Consider the following 16,662-nt stretch of genomic DNA (forward strand, 5'->3'; position numbering starts at 1 on the left):
ACTTGTCCTTCAGATGAGACCTGAAACTGAGCTAAGAAGATCTCTAGAAAAGAAGATACTTCCATATCAGGGCGCAGGCCCTGCGCCCTGATATGGAAGCAAAAGCGTTTGAGGATTTGCGTTGGTGAAATTGTGCTAAGTCACCGACACCCAGCCTTTGACTAGGGCTACTGGAATGCTGATGTAGGGGTTTTGGGTAAATACCCGAATCAGCTCGCCGCTGCCCGCCTCAATCGCTTTGAGCAATCGGGCCTTAAACTCGGGGTTGAGTCTAGCCTTTTTTTGAATGGCCTTGCTGACTACCTGAGGGCGCTGGTGGGCAGGCACTTGGGTGGCCTGGGCAGCCAGTTGTTTCAGCATCTCTTCCATCTGCTCTACGATATCGTGGTCATCGACGGTATCCATGCTGTGCTCGTTGTGCTGGATTGCCTTTTGCTGCCCCCCGGCTTCAATGGTGTCGGCAAAGTTACCGATGTTGGCCCCGCGCAGATCGTACTTAGATACCCCAGTCATAATGTTGTTCTCCAAAACAGAAACAGACTGTACGTAAACGTTTTTTCGAGTCATGGCCTTGAGCAGCCCCAGCAGCTCGTCATTTTGCCGCTGCACCGTGGCCATTTGCTCTTCTCTAATTTGCAACTGCTGGCGATAGAAATCGCCCCGGCCCAAGGTGCTAAACAATTGCTGCATACTGGGTTTTTCCACCGCAGGTGGTGGAGGTGCCTTAAGGCCAGGCACCCCTACTCTCACCATGAGGTCGCCGTTGCCCTGGCGCTCTACCGATTGCAGGTAGAAATCGGGGCCAGTGGTTATGCCTGATGAAGGCCAGTTAATGCGGCAATGCTGGGCGGTGCCAGCGTTGTTGCAGACCTCTACAAAGCTCTGGTAAAAATGGTGCAGAGCAGAGCGAAAGCAGGCGGTGTAGGTGTTGGCCACCTCGCCATTGCCGCCCTGGACGCAAGACAACACATAGACGTGATCGCAGTTCACCTCTTGTAGGGTGGCCAGCATGCCAATATCGAGATCGCTGACCATGATGCCGGTCAGCTCAGCCCCAGTTAGTCGCGCGTTGGTGAGATTGGCGTTAGTGAGCTTGGCTCCTTTAAGGTTAGCCCCGGTCAAGTCGGCCCCTTGGAGGTTAGCTCCAGCCAAATTGGTCATGCTGAGGTTGGCGCGGTGCAGGTTGGCCCCGTACAGATCAGCTTGACTGAGGTTGGCGCTGAGCAGCTCAGCCTCGGCGAGATTGGCCCCGGCCAAATTGACGCTGCCCAGATTGGCGCTGCTGAGATTGGCAGCCCGCACATCGGCATGGCTCAGGTCGGCCCCCCACAGATCGGCAGAGTAGAGATCGACCTGGTGGAGATTGGCACCGCTGAGGTTGGCCGCGCTGAGGGCGGCGGCGCAGAGATAGGCCTCGCTTAAGTCGGGTCTTATGGTTGGGTTGTCATTTCTCCAGCGGTTCCAGGTTTCGATGTTTTGTTTTAGATGCACGAGGTGGGTTGGGCTGCCCATGAGACGCACCTCCCCTTTATGTGATAGGCCCTGATGATTTAACGGAAAGCTTCAGCGGTGAAAAGATGCAGTTTGAGAATGGCGCTTCAGCCGTAGATAGATGCAGTTTGAGAGTGACAGGTCAGGAATGGATCGGGTTTTGGGTTGTAATTCAATATTCAAACCCCTCCTCCCCTCTCTCCGTCGGGCAATGCCACCCGCACGATGGTCTGCTGCCCAGGAATGCTCTCAATGAGCACCTCACCCCGGTGCAGCTCGACTAGGCGTTTGGCAATGGTGAGACCCAGTCCGGTGCCGGTGGCTTCGGCCTCGGGCTCAAACTGGAGGTAGGCCCCTACCTGGGCGATCTGGTCAGAGGTCATACCCTGGCCGTAGTCGATCACGTAGAAGGTGACCTTGCCGTCGCCGCGCGATCCAAATACTTTGATCGGGGTGCCTATGGCAGAAAACTTAAAGGCATTGTCGAGCAGCTCTTCGCAGACCTTGCGCAGCTGTGCCTCAGACATAGGCATGTCCAGGTGCTCTAGGGAGATCTCCAAGTCGTCCTCACGCAGGTACTCGGCGGCGAGGGTATGGGCGATCTCGGCAATCACGGTGTCGGCGCGATCGGTGTGCTGGTGCTGCAAGGTTTGGGCAGAAATTTGCTCGGGGCTGAGCCGCTGTAGCTTGGCAAACAGCATCACGTTTTGGGTGAGGTGGGCGGTGCGCTGGGCGTTGCGGTGGATGGCCTTGGCCAGGGTAACAACCTCTTCAGGATCGAGGGTTTCGGCCTCGTCGATCAGGGTGGTGGCTAGCTTGAGCACTTCGCGCATGGGGGCACCGAGCTCACGGGGCAGGGCGGTGCTAATGCTGCTGCGCAGGGCGTTGAGTTGCTGCTGGGTTTTGTCTTCTACGGCGCTCTTGGCCCCCAGGCGGGTGTGTATCATGCGCAGCAGGTCGTCGTGGGTGAAGGGCTTGGTGAGGTAGTCGTCGGCCCCGAGATCCATGCCGCTGCGAAAGTCGACCCGTTCGGCTTTGGCGGTGAGAAACACAAAGGGCAGGGTGGCCAAGCCGGGATCTTGGCGGATCTGCTGCAAGACGCCAAAGCCATCGAGCACAGGCATCATCACGTCGCAGATCACCATGTCGGGATGGAACTCGCGGATCTGCCGCAGCCCTTCTTCACCGTTGGCGGCGCTGTCGACAATAAAGTCTTCGGCGTTGAGAATATCAACGATGCTGTCGCGTACCCCAGCTTCGTCTTCGATTACCAAAATCTTAGCCATGATGGTCACTCCATAATACGAGGGGTAAAACAACGGTAAAGGTGGTGCCTACACCCACTTCACTGACAAACGAGATCCGCCCCTGGTGGGCTTCGGTGGCTCGCTTGGCAATCACCAAGCCGAGACCAGTGCCGGAGATATTCCCCACGTTGTCGGCCCGGTGAAAGGCTCCGAAGAGCTGGGCCTGGTCGGCGGGGGGAATGCCAATGCCGCGATCGCTCACCTGCAGAACGGTCTGGTCAGCCCCACAGGCGAGGGTAAAGGTGACCGGGGTGTGCTCGGGAGAATATTTCACCGCGTTGGAGAGCAGGTTGAGCAAAATGTGTCGCAGCAGTTTTTCGTCGGCCAGTACCTGGAAGCGATCGCCTGCGGCGGTAAACTCAATCGGGCTGGCGGTGTTGACCTGGGCAAACTGAATTTCCTCGGCTAGGTCGGTGCAGAGCTGTTTGATATCGAGGGGAGCTAGGGTGCAGTCGAGCCGGCCCGCCTCGGCTTTGCCTACGGTGAGCACGTCGTTGAGCAGGCCAATCACGTGGTGCACCGAGGTCTGAATGCGCTTCAGCACCGTCTGCTGTTTCTCGGGGGTGAACTTGTGGGCGTAGCGCTCTAGGGTTTCGGCGGAGGCCAAGATGGTGGTCAGCGGGGTGCGAAACTCGTGGGAGGCCATGGAAATAAAGCGGGTTTTGAGGTCGCTCAGCTCTTTCTCACGGGTGAGGGCTTTGCGAATGTCGACTTCGATCTGCTTGCGCTCGGTGATGTCGCGGGTGATGCCCCGGTAGCCCTCAAAATTGCCCTCGGGGGTAAATATGGGCGAGCCGCTGATTTCGAGGGTGACGGCCTCGCCGCTGGGGCGCAGGCAGGTGGCTTCGAGCTGGGTAAAGGGCTGGCGCTGACCCACCAGCAGGGCCAGAATAGTGCTAAACCGCACCGCCTCGTCGTCGGCCATAAAGTCGGTGAAGCGGTGGCTGAGAATGCTCTCGGCGGGGCAGTCGAGGATTTCGGTGGCGCGGGGGTTGATGTAGCTAAAGGCAAACTGGCGATCGATCTCCCATACCCAGTCGTTGGTTTGCTCGACCAGGCTGCGAAACTTGAGTTCGCTGGTTTGCAGGGCGGCTTTGGCCTGCTCGCGATCGCTGATATCTAGCCCTACAAACACCGCTGCGCTGCCCTGGTCATATTTTTGGGCTACCAGCAGCCAGTGGCTCGCCACCCCTTTTGCCGAGAACTGCATCTCTTGACTGATGATATTGGCACTGCCGTCTAAGAAATCTTGGGCAAACTGGCAGAAGGGCGAGGCCTGCCCCAAAAAGCCCACGTGCTGGCCGATAAAATCGGCGGGGAGGAGGTCAAAGGAGGCGGCCAGACGGTGGTTGCAGCCCAGGTAGCGCCCGTCTTGGCTCACCCACGACACCATGGCGGGCACTGCGTTGAGTACGGCCTGAAGCTGCTGGTTGGTTGTGGCTAGGGTTTGCTCGGCATGGCGGCGTTGGTCAACTTCCTGGCTCAGCTTTGTGGTGACCTGCCGCCAGGATGCGGTGCGTTCTTCTACCCGCTGCTCTAGCTGATCGTTGAGCTGCTGCAAATGAATTTCGTACTGCTTGCGGGCTTCGAGATCTTCCTGGAGCTTTTGGTACAGACCTGACTGGCGCACGGCAATGGCCACCGATCGCGCCAGTTGTTCTACCAGCCGCACTTCCCAATCGCGCCAGCGCCGGGCGTTGCCGCACTGGTTGATCACCAGCAGCCCCCAGAGCTCGTGGTCGCAGACGATGGGCACCACCAGATTGGCCCTAATTTGCAGGGCTTCGAGCATGTCCACGTGGCAGGGGCTGAGGCCCGCCCGCTGAATATCTTCTACCGCTTGAAAGCGGCCGTAGCGGTAGGCCTCGGCCCAGTGCTGCTCAAAGCAGAGGTCTTCAATGGTGTGGCCCAGCAGTGAGTGCCACGGAGATACCACTGCCTCGACGGCTACGGTGCCGCTGGCGGCGCTGTCAAACCGGTAGATCAGGGCGCGATCGGCCCCCAGCAGCTGCCGCACTTCCCCCACCGTGGTGGCGAGAATATCTTGCACATTGAGAGATTCGTGAATGCGCTGGGTCAGGGTGGTGAGTAGGCGATCGCACTTGGCCTGTTCTTCGAGCTGCTCAGTGCGTCCCTGCACCAGGCGCTCTAGCTCTGAGCTGTGGCTTTTCCAGATCTCAGCCTTCTCGTTGTCAGACTGCTTAAAGGTCTGCCACAGATGGCTAAAGGAGGCTTGCAGCTCGCGCAGGTCAAGGCTGTAGAGCAGGTCTGACTGACTGATCACCCCGAGCGGCTGTTGCTCGGGGGTGCTCACCACCAAGCAGGGCAGGCGGTGCTGGCTCATCTCCTGATAGGCTAGCCAGAGCGAATCGTTGGGTTGTAGACAAAGTTGTGGATCTCGCATAATGGCTTGCACTGGCAGCTGGGCCAGATCGAGCTGCCGAGTTTGAAAACGCAGCACATCCTGCCGCAGCACCAACCCGAGCAGTGCTCCGGCGGGGTCAACCACGACGACACAGCTGACCTGATACTCTGCCAGCAGAGTGGCGGCGGTGAGGGCGGTGTCGGTGGGGTGTGCTGTAACCAGGTTGGTAGTCATCCGTGACTGGGCTCGCTGGAGCTTGAGCACGTGGGGCGGCTGGAGTGCTTGCTGGAGCGAGCTGATGGTAATTAACCGCACCGGACGTTGATCGGCATCGACCAAGGGCACATGGTGAATCTGCCGCTGGCGCATGAGGTCTAATACAGTGAGAGCGCTGTGGGTTTCGTTGACCGGCAGCACGGTTAGCGAGTCGGTCATGAGCTGGTGCACTGGGGTGTCTAGATCGACGCCAGTAACTACCAGGCGAATAGCATCGCGATCGGTGATCAGCCCCACTAACTGGTGCCCCTGCACCACCAGCACGCAGCTATGTCCCTGGAGTGAGTCGTTGCCTAGGTAGCCAATCACCTCTTGTAGGGTGGCGCTCTGAAGTACCATCGCTGGGGTTGTACCGAGAGACCAGAGGGTCTCGGGTCTGTGGCTTTGGGTAAAATCGGCAGTTTGAGTGTGGAGCATGGCTATGAGTGCCGATAGGGAGGGGAGATGTGACAAGACGGCAACGGTAGTCGAGCTGGTTACGTCGATGATGTCAACGTGCGGGCTGAGGGGATCTTGCCTTATCTCTTCTCTAACCTAAGGGCAACCCACTGAATGACGTATCAGGAGATACCTGAGATCCCCTCAGAGATTTCCTGATCTACCGAAATATCTGGGCTGCGATCGCTTCACGACCTGGGGTTTTCTTAAAACAATCGTGGCAACGACAATACCCAAGGGTTTTAATGCCACCAAGCCTACGGGTGGGCCTTTTGGGCATCGGGGTTATGCAACTCGGGTTTGGCATGGCTCGGATTGGGTCGGATCAGACACCAAATCCTGCTCGCCTGCCCCCGATTCAGCAGGGCGAACAGCGGTCAGGCCTCTGGCCAGGCTAAGCCAACGCCCTACAGGTTTGCCGGTTGGGAATCAGGGGTATGGAATTTGGATTCGGTATGGGCGAATCGGAGCGGCGTCGCTTAACGGTGAGTGAGCCACCTGTTCCCAAACATCCATCCAGCCACCTCTTGCCAGGTCACTTTTGCAAGTGACCCCGCCAAAAGCGCTCTCCTGACCCCTGAGCCCAGCTCAACCGTCTCCACCGCTGCCCAATTCAGGAACTGGCTAGTGGGATGAGGAAACCTGTTTCCTCCACTGAAGCTAACCCCATCACGGTTCTGGAGTTCCCTATGAAAACAGCCTCTCGCGAGTACTACGCTGGCTGTCTGAGCTTTTTGTGGCAGCTGATTGCCCAGCACCAGGGCGATGCCGCCCCGGTGTATCAATGGCTCTTAGCTCACCCTGCTGAGGTTTCACCCCAAGCCCTGGAGGCGGCACTACCCCTCGCTGCCACGCGCTGGCTGGCGGCCCACGCCGACCCGGCCACGCGCCCGATGGCCCTGCGGGTGCTGGCTACCTTTGCCAACGCCATGCAGCAGTGCGCCATGGGCGAGCGGGCTGCCCAGATTGAGCTGGCGATCGCCACCTACAACTGGGTGCTCACAGAGCTGGCGACCAATTCTGTTGACTGGGCCACGACCCTCAACAACCTGGCCACTGCCTATCGCCACCGCCAAATAGGCGATCCTGCCGACAACCTGGAGCAGGCCATTAAACTCTACAAACAGGCGCTGGCGGTGCAATCGCCCCTGACCTGGACAGTCACCTTGACCGGGCTGGCGGCGGCCTATCGCGATCGCATCTATGGCAACCCCGCTGAGAATATCGAGAGTGCGATCGCGGCCTACGAGCAAGCCCTGAGCGCTATTCCTCGACACACTCAGCCCGTGGCCTGGGCGATGGTGACCAACCATCTGGCGGCAGCCTACGGCGATCGCCCCACAGGCGATCGGCTAGACAATGTCGATGCGGCCATCAACACCTACCGGCAGGGCTTTGTCAGGCTTGGGTGAATAGGGGGTGAATCGAGGCTGGCCCAGGGGTATAGCCTCAGTTCGACCCTCTAGGCCCGCATCGGCACCCGCAGCGAAATCAGGGTGCCCTCTCCCGGCGCGGAGGTAATCGTCAGCTGTCCGCCTATGAGCATGCCCCGTTCTTCCATACCCAACAGGCCGAGGCTGGTGCCTTCGGCTTTGGCCCGGCCAATGGCCTCGAGGTTAAACCCTACGCCGTCGTCTTGAATGGAGAGGTGCAGGGTATGGTCGGTCTGCACCAGACCAACGGTGACGGTGTGGGCCTGGGCGTGGCGGGCAATGTTGGTCAGCGCCTCCTGCACAATGCGAAAACAGGCGGTTTCGGTGGAAGCGGGTAGCCCCTCGATGGGTGAGTCACACACCAGGGTTTCTTGTAGACCGGTGCGATCGGCGTGGCGATTGATGTACCAGCGCAGGGCGGGCACCAGGCCCAGGTCGTCGAGCATAGAGGGGCGCAGGTCGAGGGAGAGATTGCGCACCTGCTGGAGTGCCCCATCGACGATGGAGAGGCAGTCTTGCAGGGGGGCGCTGGCCTTGGGGTTGTCAACCATGCGATCGAGGCGGTGCAGATTGAGCTTAACGGCGGTGAGGGCCTGGCCCACCTCGTCGTGCAGCTCGTGGGCCAAAAAGCGGCGCTCGGTTTCTTGGGCCTCTAGCAGCTGGCTAGAGAGGGCGTGCAGACGGGCGCGATCGTGCCTGACCTGCTCAAACAGACGGGCATTTTGTAGGGCAATAGCCAGGTGGTCGGCCACCTCTTGGGCAACTTCCTCATGGTCGTCGCTAAAGTGGGCCGGATGCGGCGAGGTTAGGGTAATCTCGCCGATCACATCTCCGTTGACCACCAGGGGAATCGTCATCACCGACTGTACTGGGGTCGCCAACCGCTGCAAAATGGCGGGGGGCAATGTCAGCTGCCCAGGGCTTTGCAACCGAAAAACTGAAGTGGGGTAAGGGCTCTGGGCCAAGACAAAATCCTCTAGGGGCAGCACCAGCCGGTGGGGCAAGAGAGTCGCGGGGGCCTGGTCCCAGGCGCTGGTATCGGCCAAAATTTCTCCTAGCTGACTGTCTTGGTTAAACAGGGCGACCATGCCCTGGGGACAGCTGAGCAGCTGACTGAGCAGTTGTAGGGCAGACTGGGCAATATCCTGGGGTTCAAAGTTGGTGAGAATGGCCCGATCCATATCGTGCAGCCCGCGCAGGCGGCGGGCGTATTGCTGAAGGGTGATTTCGGCCTGCTTGGCCAGGGTGATGTCTTGCAGCACCACGATAAAGTATTTGGGCACCTGCCCCTGATCGCGTACCAGCGACACCGTCAGACTGGCCCAAATCAGGTGGCTAGCTTGGCAGAGGTGGCGCTGCTGCCAGGTGTAGCTCTGGCGATCGCCCCGCAAAATCTCATTGAGGTAGCGCTGGTTGTCAGCCCGGTCATCGGGGTGAATGGTCTCCTGAAACGATTTTCCAATCAGCTCGTAGTGGGGGTAGCCGAGAATTTCGCCTAGGGCGGGGTTGAGCCACACCAGCAGGCCATCGGGGGCGACGTGGGCAATGCCCACCGCCGCCTGCTCGAAGGTGGCGCGAAAGCGGGTTTCGCTCTCTATCAGGGCGGTTTCGGCCAGCTTGCGCTCGGTGACGTCTTTGATGGTGGTGACAAAAAAGTTGGTGCTACCGTCGTCGTTAAGCATGACCCTGATCTCTAAAGACGCATAGACAATCAGGCCATCTTGGCGCACAAAGCGAGTTTCGAGAACGCTGCTATCGACGGTGCTGGCAGAGAGTTGGGCGACCTGATCGAGAACTAGAGGCCGATCGTCGGGATGGGTGAGATCTATCCAGAGCAGCTGCTGCATCTCTTCGCGCCGGTAGCCCAGCATGTCGCAGAGGCGATCGTTAAATCGCACCCAGGTCTGGGCGTCGGCGGCAATAATGGCCATGCCTAAAAACGGCAGATCGTAGAAGAGACGCAGGGTGGCTTCGGCCTGCTGAAGCTGAAGGTTGATGGCCTGTAGGTCTGCCATGCGCTGATGGGCCTGGGTGCGAAGCCCCCGGTTACTGTCGCGCAGGGCGGTTTCGGCCCGGTAGCGCTGGGTGATGTCGTAGAGGCTCATGACCGCCCCCTGGGGTTGCCCAGCGGCATCGAGCAGGGGATGGCTATGGATCAAAACCATGTAGCGATCGCCCCCCGGATGTACGATCGCCAGCTCCAGATCTCCCAGGGTCTCCCCCGCCAGCCCCCGCCACAGGGGAAATCGATCGTCGGGCAGCGGGGTGCGATCGCCCGGTATGTAACACGTCACTGCCTCCGTTAGATCTGCGGCGGTCACCTCGCCCACCCTTAGCCCTAGCAGACGGCGGGCGGCGGCGTTGGCTAGGGTAATGGTCTGGTCGCGATCGCACACCACCAAACCGTGATCGAGGGCCTCGATTACGGCCTTGAGGTCGAGATCAGCATTGACAGCCAGGGCAACGCCGCCATTGGCAGCAGGCAAAAATTGAGACATAGCAGCCGCTAAACCCTACATAACGCCAACAGAGCACTTTAACCAAAGGGTGCCTACCGGCGGCTAGGTTGAGCATCCTAGGGACAAAACCGTTACGGAACGTTATGTTTGGCAGCTTAGCTCGGCGACAAAGACCTGGTAGCGATCGCGCCCCTGCTGCTTGGCGGCGTAGAGAGCTGCGTCGGCCTGGTCAATTAGCGCCTGGGGCAACGGGTCTGAGTTGGGTACGGTGCACGCCACCCCCAGGCTGATGGTGACGTAGGGCCGGGTCAGAGACGTCTTGTGGACAATGCCGAGCTGGGCAATGGCCTGCTGCATGGCGGCAGCCACCGTGGTGGCCCCGCCAATATCGGTGGCGGGTAGCACCACGGCAAACTCTTCACCGCCGTAGCGAGCCACCAGATCGGCGGGGCGCTTAACAATCTGGGCTAGGGCTTGGGCTACTTGTTTCAGGCAGGCATCGCCCGCTGGGTGGCCGTAGGTGTCGTTATAGGGCTTGAAATGGTCAATATCGCACAAAATTAGGCTTAGAGGGGTGCGATCGCGCCGCATACGCCGCCATTCTTGACTTAGGTGTTCGTCAAAACGACGGCGATTGGCCACCTGGGTGAGGCCATCGACCAGGGCTATGAGCTCTAGACGGGCGTTGGCGGTTTCGAGCTGGGCGTAGAGTTCCGCCTGCTGAATGGCAATGCCCACCTGATTTCCCAACTGTTTGAGCAAATCAATCTCCCGCTTTTCCCAGCGCCGGGGGGCCGAGCACTGGTTGAGAATCAACAGCCCCCAGGGGGTCTGCTGGGTAATAATCGGGGCCACCACCAGCGATCGCATGGGCAGGTGACGAAACAGCTGAAGATCTGCACTCGGTAGCCGGGTGCTCTGTAAGTCTGGAATTGAGTGCAGGCGGCCTGTCTGGTAAAAGGACGGGTTAAGCTGCCGCAACACCGCCTCTATCTCAGCCTGCCCCTGCAATTGAGGGCAGCGATCGCTGGTGCACTCTACCGCAATATGCCCAACGGTGGTTTGCTCAAACTGGTAGATAAACGCCTGCTCGGCCTTTAAAAATTGCTGAGCTTCGGTGACGGTAGTTTGCAGAATATCGCCTAAATTCAGCGATTGGCGAATGTGCTGGACAATGCGGTTCACCAGGCGCTCGCGGTCAATTTGGTCTTGGAGGGCTGCCTTGGCCCGGCGGCGTTCATCCACTTGTTTTTGCAGGGTTTCATTGGCCTGGGCCAGGCCGAGGGTGCGATCGGCCACAATCTGATGCAGGGTGTCAATGGTGATCTGGGTTTCGACCAGATCGACTTCTTGGAGCAGGCTGGTAGGAGTGAGCAGCCCCACCAGCTGATCTTGGTCATTGACTACTGCTAGCCGTCGCACCCCATGCCTATGCATCTGCTGATAGGCCTGCCACAGCGACGCCTGGGGCTGAATTCGCAGCACCGGCGACTGCATCATCTCCGCCACCGTCCAGTCGGCCAGGGGCGACTGGCTATCTTGCAGTCGCAAAATATCGCGCTCGGTCACCATGCCAACGGGCGGGGCACCAGACTGCCCGGTTTCGGTAATTACCAGACAGCTAATGCGATGCTGATAGAGAATTTCGGCGAGTTCTATCGCCGATAGGGTGGGCCTGGCACAGCGCACCTGCTGCACCATGACCTCCTCAACGCGCCGCAGCCGCAGTAGGTCAATGGGCTGAAGCAGTTGGCGAATATTTTCGTGGGTAATGATTCCCGTCAGGGTGCCCTGGGCCGAGACAATGGGCAAATGCCGCACCCGATGGTGGCGCATGTGGGTTACCACCGTCAGAATGTTGACCAGCTCGGTGTCGGCTAAAACCACCGGGTTGGGTGTCATCGCCTGGGCTAGAGTAAGGTCGGCCAGGGGGTGCTTGGCGGCGGTCAGGCGCACTAGGTCGCGTTCGGTAAATAGGCCGACGGGGTGGTGCTGGGGGGTGGTCACCAGCACATAGCTGCTGCCCCGCTGACGCATGGTGGCGACCACAGCGGGCATGGCCGTATCGCCCGCCAGCACCAGCGGCTGCGGGTTAATGGCCCTAGACAGCGGGAACACAGAGTTAATAGGCATGGGCCGGGCCGGGCTATGGGAGGTAGTAAACAAGCGAAATCCAAAAATACGGATCAGTTATATTGTTAGCGTTCCCTCACACAGCGGTCTCTGACTGAGCTTAAACAAGGTTTACAGGCCTTGCTCACCATGGCCATGGACGTTGGGCGCTAGACAGAAGCGATCGCTCCCCTTCTATCTAGCTGGGCCGGGTGGACAGCCAGGCCCAAAAAGCATCGCCCGCCAGGGGCCGAGCAATGTGGTAGCCCTGGGCTAGGTCGCAGCCAATATCATTCAGATACTCCAGAGTTTTGGCATCTTCAACCCCCTCTGCGGTGCAGCGCAGGCCCAGGCTGTGGCCTAGATCAACGATAAACTTGACCACCGTTCGCGACTCGGACGAGGTCATGGCCGTCATCACAAAGGACTTGTCGACCTTAATCTCAGAAAAGGGCAGCCGCACCAGCTGTAGCATCGACGAAAACCCGGTGCCAAAGTCGTCGATCGACAGGTGAAAGCCAATCATCCGCAGCCGGGTGAGCAGGTCGAGGGAGGCCACGGGGTCATCCATGGCGCTGGTTTCGGTGAGTTCAAAGATCAGCCGGGCGGGATCAACGCAGTGGGTCTCACAGCGCTCCTGCACGCGCTCAAACAGGGCTACGTTCGTCAGGGTGCGGGCTGAGATATTCACCGACAGCATCAGGCGATCGCAGGTGGCGGGCGATAGCGGGGTGGCCCCAACGCAGAGCGGCCCAAACCAGGCCAGGGCCTGGTCGATCACCTGGTCGGTGAGAGGGTCGATTAGATCGCAGCTCTCCGCCAGGGGAATAAACCGCCCCGGCGGCAGCAGGCCGTAGGTGGGGTGCGCCCACCGCACCAGCGCCTCTACCCCGGCCAGCTCACCCGTGGTGCAGAGCACTTTGGGCTGGTAATTGAGTACAAACTCCTGACGATCGAGAGCCTGGTGCAGATCGGCCAGCGTAATCTCCGGTGGCTCAGCTGGGGTGGCGGCGGCCAGGGGCGGCGGCGCGGTGGTGATATGGCCGAGCAGCATCTCCCGCAGCTGGGTGGGCGAAAAGGGCTTGGCCAGCACCCCGGCAATGTTGAGACCATGCTCGACCGCCGATCGCCCGGCGGCATCGAGCACGCGGCTACCCACACCGCTGGTAATGATGATTTTGGCCCGGCACGACAGCTTGGCCAACCGGGCCATCACCTGCACGCCATCCATAGTGGGCATGATGAGGTCAAGGGCGATGTGGGTGGGCTGCCACTTGTCGAGCAAATCAAAAAAATGACTGGGGTCGGGGGTAAAGTACACCTCCAGTCCGGCAAATTCAGCAATTCGCTGAATGGTTTCCCCAGTCATGGGGTCGTCGTCTAAAATCAACAGTCGGCGATCGCCCATCTGTTCCCGCTCTTTAGTTGCCCTGTTGCCAGGGTTCTACCATTGCCTTAGCCACTCACCCCTAAGCCTGCCCAATTGAGGTTAGCTATCTAGCACATCGCGAACTTTTTGGGCCAGGTCAGCTCGACGGTAGGGCTTGCTCAATAGCCTAACGCCGGGGGCGAGCTGCCCCTGATGGACAATCGCCTGGTCTGAATAGCCCGACGTATAGAGAATTTTGAGGGTGGGCCGCAGTCGCCGCGCCGCATCGGCCAGCTCTCGACCGCTCATGCCGCCGGGCATAACCACATCAGTAAACAGTAGATCAATTTCAGCCTGCTGCTGAATCATCTCTAGGGCAGCTGGGCCGCTGCTGGCCACTGTGACGTGGTACCCCAGCTGCTCTAGCTGGCTTTGCACGTAGCTGCGCACTAGGTCGTCGTCTTCGACCAAAAGAATCTTTTCTGAACCACTGTCAGAGACTGTCATTGTTAAGCTCTCAGATACGTCTGCCTAGGTTTCTCAAATCTCTGAGTAGGTACAGCCTGACTATTGGGCCGTTCGTTGGCTTCAGATATATTCAGGACACAGCCACTAAAGGGCTGAGCAAGATTTTTCACTATTTTATACTCAGAACCGGCGGCGTTGTCTCTGTCTCTAGGGTGTAGAAAAAAAGGCTCAAATCGGCGGTCTCGCCACGTCAACGTGCTTTGCAGAGGGCTGAGTTTAGGGGCGGGGAGAGGCCAGGGCATCGCGAATTTTTTGGGAGAGTTCGGCTCTGCCGTAGGGCTTGCCCAGGAGTTGTACCCCAGGGTCTAGGCGGCCATGGTGGACGATCGCATTTTCGGTGTAGCCCGAGGTGTAAAGCACCTTTAGCTCTGGCCTGAGCTGCCGGGCCAGGTCGGCCAGCTCGCGCCCGGTCATGCCGCCGGGCATCACCACATCGGTAAACAGCAGGTCAATGTCGTGGCGCTGACGCACCAAGGCCAGCGCGGCGGGGCCGTCGGTGGCCACCAGCACCCGGTAGCCCAGATTGACCAGCTGGTCGTGGGCATAGCGGCGCACTAGCTCGTCGTCTTCGACTAGCAAAATTAGCTCTGAGCCACCCACTACCGAGCTGTCGATCTGGCGGGGTTGAGGCTCGGTGCTGCCGCCAAAACGGGGTAGATACAGTCTAATGGTGGTGCCCTGGCCCAGCTCAGAGTAAATCTTGATATGGCCCCCAGACTGTTTGACAAAGCCGTAGACCATGCTCAGCCCTAACCCGGTCCCCTTGCCCCGTTCTTTGGTGGTAAAAAAGGGCTCAAACACCTGCTCTAGGTTTTCGGGGGCAATACCCAGCCCCGTGTCTGACACCGCCACCAGAACGTACTGCCCTGGCACTACTTCCACGTGCTGGTCGGCATAGTCTTGGCTGAGATGGGTGTTGGCGGTTTCGAGGGTGAGCCGCCCCCCTCGACCCATGGCGTCGCGGGCGTTGAGGCAGAGGTTGAGCAGGGCACTTTCGAGCTGGCCAGGGTCTACTAGGGCAGGCCACAGCCCTTTCCCCTGAACTATTTCAATTTCGATGTGCTCCCCTAGGGCGCGGCGCAGCAGACTATCCATGGTGGCAATGAGCTGATTGATGTCTACGGCTTCAGGCTCTAGGGCCTGGCGACGGGCAAAGGCCAGCAGCCGCTGAGTCAGCTCGGCCCCGCGCTGGGCCGCCGTGCCAATCATCTCCACGAGGGGGTGGAGACGGGGGGCGGTCTCGAGCATTTCGCTGAGCAGCTCGGCGTTGCCCAAAATGACGGTCAGCAGGTTGTTAAAGTCGTGGGCAATGCCGCCTGTGAGCTGGCCCACAGACTCTAGCCGCTGGGACTGCTGTAACTGCTCTTCGAGGGCAATGCGATCGCTGACGTCTTGAAAATAGACGGCCAGCCCCTCGCTGGAGGGGTAGGCCCGCACGTCAAACCAGCAGTTAAGGGACGGATAAAATTCTCGAAACTCAACCGATCGCCCTTTGGTTGTGGCCTGCCGATACTGCTGTTCAAACACGCTGCCCACTGCCTCTGGAAACTCATCCCACATGGTTTTGCCCAGCAGATCGGCCCGCTGGCGCTGTAAAAGTCGCTCGGCCTGGTGGTTGAGAAAGGTGAAGCGCCACTCGCGATCGACGGTAAAAAAGGCGTCGGTGATGCTCTCTAGGGTGATGTTGAGGCGATCGGCGATCTGGCGTGCCTCGCGTTCGAGCTGTTTTTGTTCGTGGATCTCGATGGCGGTGCCGTACCACTTGACGATGGTGCCGGCCTCGTCGCGAATGGGCACGGCCTGCACCAGATGCCAGCGGTAGTCGCCGTCGTAGCGCCGCAGACGAAATTCAAACCGGTAGGGGCTGCTGGCCTGCACCGCTGCACTCCACACCGCCAGACAGGGGTCGCGATCGCCGGGGTGCAGCAGCGTCATCCAGATTTGGCTGGGGTGGGGGTCGGGCTCATAGATGCCGGTGTAGAGGCGCAGGGCGTGGCTGGCGTAGTCAACGGTGCCGTCGGGTTCAGCCGTCCACACGATCAGGGGCATGGCGTCGGCCAACTGGCGAAACCGCTGCTCGCTGCGCTCTAAAGACGCTTCGGCCTGCTTTTGAGCCGTGATGTCTTGGAAGGCTCCCTGGATGGCCACAATCTTTTCCTGGTCGTTGCGCACGGCCTGACCAATCGCGCGCACCCACACCCGGTGCTGGCGGGCGGTGATAATTTGCAGCTCTTCGTCGAAGGGCTGGCCGGTTTCAATACAGGCGGTAACGACGGTGTTGACGCGATCGCGGTATTCGGCTGGGTAAAACTCAATGGCCTCAGCCAGGGTGGGGGCAAACCCCGGCTCCACCTCGTGGATGCGGCAGACCTCCTCTGACCAAATCACGGTAGCGCCATCGAGGGGCATCAGCCAGCCCCCCAAGCGGCCAATTTTGCTGGCGATTTGCAGCAGGGTCTGCTGCGACCTCAGGGTCTCGTAGGTGTCGCTCAGCGCCCGCTCGGAGGCATTGACCTGCCTGATGTATCGCAAAACTGCCAGGGTGAGGCCGCCAGTGGTGGCGATCGCCAGGGCGGCGATCAGCCGATTGGCAATCAGGTAGATGAGGTCAACCTCTGTCGGGGCGGGCGGCGATATAAAAAAGCCTGCCACCGTCAGGCCCAAACTGGCAACGGCAACCATCACCACCCAGCGATCGCTGCGAGAAAACCCCGCAGCTGCCACCACCAGCGCGTACAGGCTAGCGTGACCAAAGCCCAGGGGGGTCAGCGTCTCAGTGGCAAACACCACCGCCAGCCCGGCGAGGACAAGCCCTTTGACAAGGGGGGGCGAGGAGATGAGTCGTCGGAAGGTCATAGCGATAAGGTTGGACTATATCCCCTGG

The 16,662-nt window shown here is 59.7% G+C and carries 9 protein-coding genes; 1 reads left to right on the forward strand and 8 read right to left on the reverse strand.

Features of this window, described 5'->3' with window-relative positions; translation table 11 throughout:
• Window positions 1-135: 135 nt before the first annotated feature.
• The 3 genes from AC0QKW_RS05270 to AC0QKW_RS05280 all read right to left on the reverse strand — a co-directional run bounded on the left by AC0QKW_RS05270 (window position 136) and on the right by AC0QKW_RS05280 (window position 5,856).
• The gene (locus AC0QKW_RS05270) at window positions 136-1,512 is read right to left on the reverse strand and encodes a pentapeptide repeat-containing protein (RefSeq protein WP_473150007.1); all 1,377 of its coding nucleotides are present in this window, start codon (window positions 1,510-1,512) and stop codon (window positions 136-138) included.
• Between the two features lie 158 nt (window positions 1,513-1,670).
• Window positions 1,671-2,777 carry a hybrid sensor histidine kinase/response regulator gene (locus tag AC0QKW_RS05275; RefSeq protein WP_473150008.1) on the reverse strand — a complete coding sequence of 369 codons (1,107 nt, stop codon included), beginning with the start codon at window positions 2,775-2,777 and terminating at the stop codon, window positions 1,671-1,673.
• Window positions 2,770-5,856: a CBS domain-containing protein gene (locus AC0QKW_RS05280; protein ID WP_473150009.1), complete on the reverse strand. Its 3,087-nt coding sequence runs from the start codon at window positions 5,854-5,856 to the stop codon at window positions 2,770-2,772. Before AC0QKW_RS05280 ends, AC0QKW_RS05275 begins: the two co-directional genes overlap by 8 nt.
• A 710-nt stretch (window positions 5,857-6,566) precedes the next feature.
• On the opposite strand from AC0QKW_RS05280, the gene AC0QKW_RS05285 reads away from it, so the two are divergent.
• Entirely contained in the window at window positions 6,567-7,289 is a 723-nt protein-coding gene (locus AC0QKW_RS05285) for a hypothetical protein (protein WP_473150010.1), read from the forward strand.
• 50 nt (window positions 7,290-7,339) lie between these two features.
• Here the strand turns inward: AC0QKW_RS05285 and AC0QKW_RS05290 are convergent, their stop codons facing one another.
• The 5 genes from AC0QKW_RS05290 to AC0QKW_RS05310 all read right to left on the reverse strand — a co-directional run bounded on the left by AC0QKW_RS05290 (window position 7,340) and on the right by AC0QKW_RS05310 (window position 16,634).
• On the reverse strand, window positions 7,340-9,808 hold the full coding sequence (locus tag AC0QKW_RS05290; RefSeq protein WP_473150011.1) for a PAS domain S-box protein: 2,469 nt from the start codon (window positions 9,806-9,808) through the stop codon (window positions 7,340-7,342).
• A 102-nt stretch (window positions 9,809-9,910) separates the two neighbouring features.
• On the reverse strand, window positions 9,911-11,902 hold the full coding sequence (locus AC0QKW_RS05295) for a diguanylate cyclase domain-containing protein (RefSeq protein ID WP_473150012.1): 1,992 nt from the start codon (window positions 11,900-11,902) through the stop codon (window positions 9,911-9,913).
• A 178-nt stretch (window positions 11,903-12,080) separates the two neighbouring features.
• A complete protein-coding gene (locus AC0QKW_RS05300) occupies window positions 12,081-13,289 on the reverse strand; it encodes a GGDEF/EAL domain-containing response regulator (RefSeq protein ID WP_473150013.1) in 1,209 nt (402 codons plus the stop codon).
• Window positions 13,290-13,370: 81 nt separating this feature from the next.
• The gene (locus AC0QKW_RS05305) at window positions 13,371-13,757 is read right to left on the reverse strand and encodes a response regulator (protein WP_473150014.1); all 387 of its coding nucleotides are present in this window, start codon (window positions 13,755-13,757) and stop codon (window positions 13,371-13,373) included.
• A 237-nt stretch (window positions 13,758-13,994) separates the two neighbouring features.
• Complete coding sequence (locus tag AC0QKW_RS05310; RefSeq protein WP_473150015.1) at window positions 13,995-16,634, reverse strand: hybrid sensor histidine kinase/response regulator; 2,640 nt, start codon at window positions 16,632-16,634, stop codon at window positions 13,995-13,997.
• Between the last annotated feature and the right edge of the window lie 28 nt (window positions 16,635-16,662).

The sequence above is a fragment of the Pseudanabaena sp. PCC 9330 genome, from assembly GCF_055795045.1.